Source organism: Paenibacillus sp. VTT E-133291, from assembly GCF_002264395.1.
Classification (GTDB): Bacteria; Bacillota; Bacilli; order Paenibacillales; family Paenibacillaceae; genus Paenibacillus_AQ; species Paenibacillus_AQ nitricinens.
Map to the genome: position 1 here is coordinate 1 of NZ_NFVA01000154.1, position 7,667 is coordinate 7,667.

The following is a 7,667-nucleotide window of genomic DNA, read 5'->3' on the forward strand; positions in this document are numbered from 1 at the left end:
ATGGTGAAAGTATATTTTATAAAATATAAAATGGAACCTTCTTCGTTGGAAACATTGATTTGAACGTAAATTCGGATATATATGAGGAATCAGGAGCTGCCTGCCGAGTCTATTGCTTAAAGAGAAATTCGAACCTGCTACAAAGCAGAGGACAGTAAATGAATCCAATAGGTGATTAAACTAACGGTAATATATTACAAATTTTTAAAATATACCATTAGGATTGAGGTCTGAGAATGAGCGTAAAACGAATTGTCGCCAATATTAATACGCAGAATGTTTCGGCAGCAAAAAGCTTTTACCAAGACGTGCTCGAGCTTGATTTATTAATGGATCATGGTTGGATTGAAACATACGGCTTACTCGGGCAGGAGAACATTCAAATAAGCTTCGCCTCACAGGGTGGCTCCAATACGCCTACTCCTGATCTTTCGATTGAAGTTGATGATATTGATGTGGTGTTTGAACGTATGAAGAGTGCTGGATACACGATAGAATATGGGCTTGTTGATGAGCCTTGGGGAGTTCGGCGATTCTATGTGCGCGACCCATTTGGCAAACTTATCAACATCCTTGCTCATGGAGATTAAATATGCGGTCATGGCGTGTAGAGAAATAGATTGTTAAACTAACGTTTCAAAATACGTGGGAGTTATTAGTTAGAGTATTTTGTTTTTATGTCTATATGGAAAGAGGCGGAAAAAAGTGATACATACTATTGGGAGAAATCTTCGAGTAAAGAAGTGCTAAAAGAGCATTAACTAGAAGGGAGATAACACTAACACTTTGAATTAAGAAAAATGAGGTGTAATATGAATCCAATAATTGAAGCCTTATTTACGGATGAAATTGTAGTTGAAGCAGCAAAAAGGTATGAGTTCATGCCTGAAGAGTTGATTTTATTGGGGAAGAACCAAAACTTCACTTATGGAAGTAATAACGAAGCACGGAATCTCATAATTCGGATTATACATGAGTCTCACAGGTCGCTGGAGCTTATACAAGGTGAACTAGAATGGATACAATATCTTGCGAATAACGGTGTTCCAGTATCCTACCCAGTGAAATCAAGTAACGGCGAGCTAATTGAAAAGATGAATGGTTTTTTTGTTGTAGCATTCCAAAAAGGTCTTGGTGTCTCATGGAGTGATGAAATATCTCAAAATGAAGAGTTCAAAAAAATGGGAGCAATTGCTGGGAGAATGCATGCACTAGCTAAAAAATACGTTCCTAGTACAGTGGAGATTAAACGATACGATTGGCAAAAAAATAGTTATCTTCAAGAATTCATAACCAATATTCCCTCTTCACAAGACCTTGTAATTACTCATTTTGAATCTTTGATGCAGAGGGTCCACAAATTATCACGTGATAATGATAATTTCGGACTTATTCATGGTGATTTTTGTTTTGGTAATTATACAGTTCAGCCAAATGGAGACATCACTGTATTCGACTTCGATGAATGCCAATATGGATGGTTCACGCAAGATATTTCTGTTAACTTATTCTATGGTATTGCAGTGCCTAGTCCAGATGAAGATGTTCCAACTTTTGTGAAAGGTACCTAACTTCGTTCTTGGAAGGTTACGAAAAGGAAAATACGATTGATATAAAATTATTAAGAGACTTACCACTATTTATGAATTTGAGACAAGCTATCCTTTATTCAGCTCTCTATCGAAACGGAAATATTGAAGCACTCGATGGTTGGTCTAGGGAGTTCTTGAAGCGTGCCCGATATAATATGGAAAACGATATTTCACTGATTGAACCCGATGATATTTTAAATTTTATAACTTTAAAGAGCAATAACATGAATAAACGGCAGCCAAGTTGATGGGCTGCTGTTTCTCAACTAACGGGCAGGATAACGCAATGCTTATATGGAATATATTTGAAAAATAAGATACTATGAGGAGTGAAGAATTTGCGATATAGAGCTTGTTCACTTTGCATTATTAAAAGAAGAGAATCAATATTACTTGAACAATTCCCGGAAGAAGATGGTATCATTACATTTCGCCCAGTTGGTGGCACGATTGAGTATGGGGAAGATAGCAAATCAGCTGTAATACGAGAAGTAAAAGAGGAAATTAATATTGATATTATTGAACCAAAATTGATAGGGATTATCGAGCACATCTTTCCTTGGTACGGAGAAATTGGACATGAATATGATTTTATTTATGAAGCGAGCTTTAGTCGAATGGATGACTATAACAAGAATGAATTTGAAGGGATTGAGGGTGACAAAAAGTTTATAGCTGTTTGGAAGAACTTAGATGATTTTGAAGAAAACCTTCAGTATAAACTTGTTCCTGACGGTCTTTATGAGATGCTTACAAGTGGGCAAATTTCTGATATTAAACATATTAACACACAAGATTTATTGGCTTTTAAAGGGTCTTGATTTAACCTAGCGGGACACGTTAGTGGAATAGCGGTTGCTTCGGCAGCCGTTTTTTATTTGTTCAACTAACGGGCAGATTAGTGTAGTTGCTTTGCCTAGGTTAAAAATCATATTAAAATGAATACACCGAAGAAACAGACACCGGAGAAACAGATAATAGTAATGTTGATTTACAAAATTTTTTAGAATTCGTTGAATACATGATACAAGAAATAAAGCAAAACATATCATTAAGCTAACTGGGAACGATAGCATCATGACGAACAGGCAGTCGGTATTATTGGCTACCTGTTCAACTAACTGGCAGTATAGCGTAATAGGCAGTTAGAATTAGCGATCCGCTTATGAATTGATTTATGATATGGTTCACCGTGATGTATCTAAGCACAAAGTACAGTTTGACCACAAGATATACATATCAGTATAAACACAAACCCACTCCTTTGGCGGAGTGGGTTTGTGTTTATAACTTTTCATTTATGGAACTATCGTTCCGCTAAATCAAGGGAGAGTAGTATTTCTAACATATTTCATTCCAACTCTAAAACTGATTCGCCACTAATTATCGTACCATTATTCTTACCTTCACAAATTTCTTTCATCGAGCCTGGTTTATCGAAGTTAAACACATGCATTGGCAAATTGTAGTCTCTTGCTAAAATGAAAGCTGATTGGTCCATTACCTTTAAGTTGTGTTTTAAAACGTCGTTGTAATGAAGCGAACGAAATTTCCTAGCATCTTTATCAAATTTAGGGTCTGCATTAAGAACACCATCAACACCTTGCTTTGCAACTAATAAAGCGTCACAATTAACCTCGATGGCTCTTTGTACTGAAGGATAGTCTGTTGTAACGTAAGGTTGACCGTTCCCCCCTGCAAAAATTACAATATAGCCTTTTTCTAGATGGTGGATTGCTCTTAGACGGATGTATGGTTCTGCAACTGAAGTAATAGGTATTGCCGTCATTACTCGTACTTCCTTTTTGGTCTTGGCTTTAAGAACTCCACGAAGCATTAAACTATTTACTACAGTCGCAAGCGTTCCAATGTTATCAGCTTCTGCCCTTTCTATCCCCCAGCTTTCCGCCATATTACCTCTGAAAATGTTACCCCCACCTATAACTAACGATACTTCAACGCCTAAGTTTACTACTGACATAATTTCATCCGCAATATGGTCTAACCTTTCTGGCTCAAAACCAAATTCAGTGTTTCCTGCTACTGCTCCACCACTTAGCTTAACGAGAACCCTTTTGTACCTTGACAATTATTACACCCCCATAAAATAAAAACACTAAAGCAATAAATGCTTTAGTGTCCTAATGGAATGGAAATATGAAATTACGAAAGTCGACTGAATGTAAGTCTTTCGTTTCCACCTCATACTCCCACTCCTTCATGTTTTTTCCATCAAGTAATTTTACATTACGTGAAGGTAAATTGCAATTACCGTACCTACATATTTTACTTGTTATCGTATCGCTTTAAATTATATTCAAAGTCGGTCGATGGATGTGCTAACGCCATTTCTCAAAGTGCCAAGCACAAAATTGATGTAAACTCCCCCCCACCCTTCGACACCTCGCCAGACCGCTCCAGAAGACCGCTCCAGAAGCCATTCTGGTGTGTTTTTCACCTTACAACCATAACTGTAACGGACTATCATTGGAATCCAATACTTTCCCGCTTCCGCCTTTATTAAGCATGTCAAAAAGTATAATTTTTGACAAAGTCTATCGGGGCGGAAGCTGGATTGGGTTGACTTCTAATGATTGTCCTTAACCCGTTAGTTATGGAAATAACATTTAGAACACGCCAGAATGGATTCTGAGTGGTTTGATGAGGTGTTGACGGGTGGGGGAGTTTACACCTTTTTCGTGTTTGTCGTTTTCAGATATGCCGTAAGCACTTCCATCGACCGACTATGGATTGATTTTGGACGATACGTTAAACATTTGTTCAGCGAAAGGGCGGATTTAGTATATTGGATAATAAAGGAAAATGAGGAGGGGTGTCGAAGTTATTAATGCATCTTAACCTATACCTCGAAGGGGATATGAGAATGAGCTTAAAGGTTGAACCGTTGGATTTGCAAAAGGCGGATATATCAGGTTCTAAGTGGCAAGAGGTTAGAGCTGAGGAACTTGTCATTGATAATGTCAGCTTGGCAAAGACGAAAATAAATAACGTAAACATGAGTGGAATGACTTTGAATGATGTTAATCTGTCGAGATTAAACATTAGGAATGCTAATTTTAGCAACGTTGTTATTGACCACATCCATTTATTTGGAACGGAATTTCATAATGTGGTTCTCCCTATGGAAGGGGACGGAAATTACAATCCCGATGGGCATTATAAACCAGTAAGTTTTCATAACTGTAACCTTTCCAATGGGCAATTAAGAAATTGTGATTTATCAAATGTTGAGATAACTGATTGCGACATTACTGGATTGAAAATAAACGGTATCTTGATTTCTGATTTAATCAAGAATAAATAAAGGTAAAGGGTACGATAAATCAATAAAAGAGAAGTTCTATCCAAAGAAACCACTCCATTGTCAGGAGTGGTCTTGTCTTTATATATTGATGTATATTTTGTGGTCAAACTGTACTTTTTGTTTAGATACATTACGGTGAACCGTATCATAGGTAGAAGTACGGATCATTGAGCTAACGGGACACGATAGTTTGTAATACAGAGAAAGCAGCTGATCAATGTGATCGGCTGCTTTTGTTCAACTAACGGGCAGTTTAGCGCAACAATATCATCAATATTTGCGTATTAGTCTGTGTGGGAAAATATGGGTTAAGAATTTTTTGGGATTTTATGCGCGGAGTATAGAAAAATGGAGCAGTTAGAAAGCTTATCATTTTATCCATTATGGCAATTGTCGTAATAAGTAGTCTCGTAATTTAATGTAAGGAAGTATCAGCATGCGATTTTAATCGCACGTTGCAAAATCTTTATATAAGAGGAGAATTCACACAATGAAAAAAAATTATGCTAAGCACTGCACTCGTTCTAAGCCTCATTGCTGCATCGGTGCCTGCTCATGCGGCAGAGAGCCATCCGATTATCATGGATGGCGTTGCGATTACATCCGATGTACAGCCTGAGATGAAGAACGGTCGTACAATGGTGCCTCTACGCGTGATCAGCGAAAATCTGGGGGCTGTGGTCGATTGGTCGGGCTCGGAAGTGACGATTACGAAAAATGACATAAAAGTAACGTTGCAACTGAACAACAGCACTGCAGTGAAAGATGGGAAGACACTGCAATTGGATGCGAAGCCGTACATCCAAAATAATCGCACCTTCGTACCGATTCGCTTTCTAGCAGAAACGTCCGGCTGTATGGTTAATTACAGCAACGGTACGGTTACGGTCCATACCGCGCCATTGAGTATCAATGGCGTGAAAGTGAAAACTTTGCAGTATGAATACCACATGATTATAGGCGGCTACAGGCAGCAGTTCAGTGGCAAGCGTTATAACGAAGAGATTTATGCGCTCTTTGAGTCGAATAAAGGGGCCAAGGTGGATGCTCCGGCGAAGTATGGGTGGTATACCAATTGGGATATTTTAGGCTGGTATACGAAAACCGGGCAATATGATTTTCTGGATGCGGCAGGGAATAGTGTCCAACGTTTTGATCCTTATATTTTGCCATCTGGCAGCTTCACGGAAGAACAATTGGCAGGCTATCCGAAAGTGCTGATTTTTGACGTTGTGGAGGGGCAATGGTATGAGTTCAGCGAGACTGCGCTGGATTCCATTACTAAATTGATTACGATAGCTGAACAAAACGGTTTGATGAAGAGTACGGAAGTGTAAATGGTACGGACTGGGAAGTGGCTATCCATTTTTATGGTTAGCCTTTATTAATCGCGTTGTAGGGCTTGATATTTACGCATAGTCGATTCAACTAACGAGACATTATAGTTCAACGCTGAGAGGGGCTGTCGCTAGGCAGCCTTTCGTTACGCTAACGGGCAGCTTAACGCAATGACTCAGGCATTTTCATTGACTGTAAAAAACTGGATTAGTCTGATTGCTTAGTAATAGAAAGATTTTGAAAGTAGGTTTTTACATGTCGCTAGGCATCCATTTTATTAAATTAAGGTAACAGCAATGAGTTAGGAATTATAGTATCCGATCTAGATTCAATTACTAAGGAGAAATCATGGACCCAAAAATAAAACTTATATTCCTGGACGAACATGCTGCTGAAGGTGCTGAGCGCTTTGGAATCAGCCCAAAAGATCTGACTTTCATTGGAGGCTTTCAAAACTTTATTTATTCCTATAATCGCGATGAGTCAAAATATATTCTCCGTTTTACTCCGAGCACACTTCGCACTTCGGAAGGACTTGCAGCTGAAATAGAATGGATTCGTTACCTTTCCGAGAATGGTTTGTCGGTCTCAGACCCGGTTCTATCGGTTAATAGAAAGGATTTTGAACGTATCAAGGGGAATGCGATGGATTTTTACGTAACCTCTTTCAACTATGCACCTGGCAGAAAAATCGGATATCCAGAATGCCTAGGCAATTCAATACTCTATGAACAATGTGGTCGCATAACAGGCCGTCTTCATGAGTTGACCAAGCTGTATAAACCCGTATCCACAAGACACACTTGGGAATTTAATGAATACCTCTTACGAGCGAAAGAATATTTACCGGCAGAGCTTCAACCAATTCTTCATGCCCTTGATGAACTTAAAGCAAATCTGGCTAGTCTGCCTGTTACATCTGATAATTTTGGTTTAATTCACGGAGATATCAATGTAGGTAATTTCACGGTCAATGAATCTGGGCAAATAACGCTCTTCGACTTCGACGAGTGTCAGTACAGTTGGTATGTCGAGGACATTGCTATCCAGCTCTATTACTTACTGTATGTATTCGGGGAAGATTCGCAGTCTGAACGTAAGGCGCAATACGAACTTTTCATTAAATATTTCGAGCTAGGCTACACTGAGGATGGTCGACAAATGCCTGACGGCTGGAAAAATCAGATGAAGCTTTTTCTTAAACTACGCGAAATTATCGTAGTCGTCGGTATGTACAGGAGTTGGGATTTAACTCAACCCGACGATTGGACCCGCGATTTCTTGCAAGATAGTATAATGCGTATTACAAAAGGGATTTCGTTGATCGATGAGTTCTAGAACTCCTAAACTGATTTACTCATTAAGCTAACGAGACACGATAGTTGAACATAAAGGGTTTCACATATTAGTCA

Annotated in this window: 7 protein-coding genes; 6 read left to right on the plus strand and 1 reads right to left on the minus strand. The window is 38.7% G+C overall.

From position 1 onward, the window contains the following. The first annotated feature begins 236 nt into the window (after positions 1-236). The 3 genes from CA598_RS30480 to CA598_RS30495 all read left to right on the plus strand — a co-directional run bounded on the left by CA598_RS30480 (position 237) and on the right by CA598_RS30495 (position 2,413). The gene (locus CA598_RS30480; protein WP_094878918.1) at positions 237-590 is read left to right on the plus strand and encodes a VOC family protein; all 354 of its coding nucleotides are present in this window, start codon (positions 237-239) and stop codon (positions 588-590) included. 222 nt (positions 591-812) lie between these two features. Then, a complete protein-coding gene (locus CA598_RS30485; protein ID WP_179283806.1) occupies positions 813-1,571 on the plus strand; it encodes a phosphotransferase enzyme family protein in 759 nt (252 codons plus the stop codon). A gap of 359 nt (positions 1,572-1,930) precedes the next feature. Beyond that, positions 1,931-2,413: an NUDIX hydrolase gene (locus CA598_RS30495; protein WP_179283807.1), complete on the plus strand. Its 483-nt coding sequence runs from the start codon at positions 1,931-1,933 to the stop codon at positions 2,411-2,413. 530 nt (positions 2,414-2,943) lie between these two features. On the opposite strand, the gene pyrH is transcribed toward CA598_RS30495, so the two are convergent. Continuing rightward, entirely contained in the window at positions 2,944-3,681 is a 738-nt protein-coding gene (pyrH, locus tag CA598_RS30500) for a UMP kinase (RefSeq protein WP_094878922.1), read from the minus strand. 795 nt (positions 3,682-4,476) lie between these two features. Here pyrH and CA598_RS30505 point away from each other — a divergent pair. The 3 genes from CA598_RS30505 (at position 4,477) to CA598_RS30515 (ending at position 7,593) form a co-directional block, all read left to right on the plus strand. Further along, entirely contained in the window at positions 4,477-4,917 is a 441-nt protein-coding gene (locus CA598_RS30505) for a pentapeptide repeat-containing protein (RefSeq protein WP_094878925.1), read from the plus strand. A gap of 503 nt (positions 4,918-5,420) precedes the next feature. Then, positions 5,421-6,254, plus strand: coding sequence for a copper amine oxidase N-terminal domain-containing protein (locus tag CA598_RS30510; protein ID WP_094878923.1), 834 nt, complete (start codon positions 5,421-5,423; stop codon positions 6,252-6,254). Between the two features lie 349 nt (positions 6,255-6,603). Beyond that, entirely contained in the window at positions 6,604-7,593 is a 990-nt protein-coding gene (locus CA598_RS30515; protein ID WP_094878924.1) for a phosphotransferase enzyme family protein, read from the plus strand. Positions 7,594-7,667 lie beyond the last annotated feature (74 nt).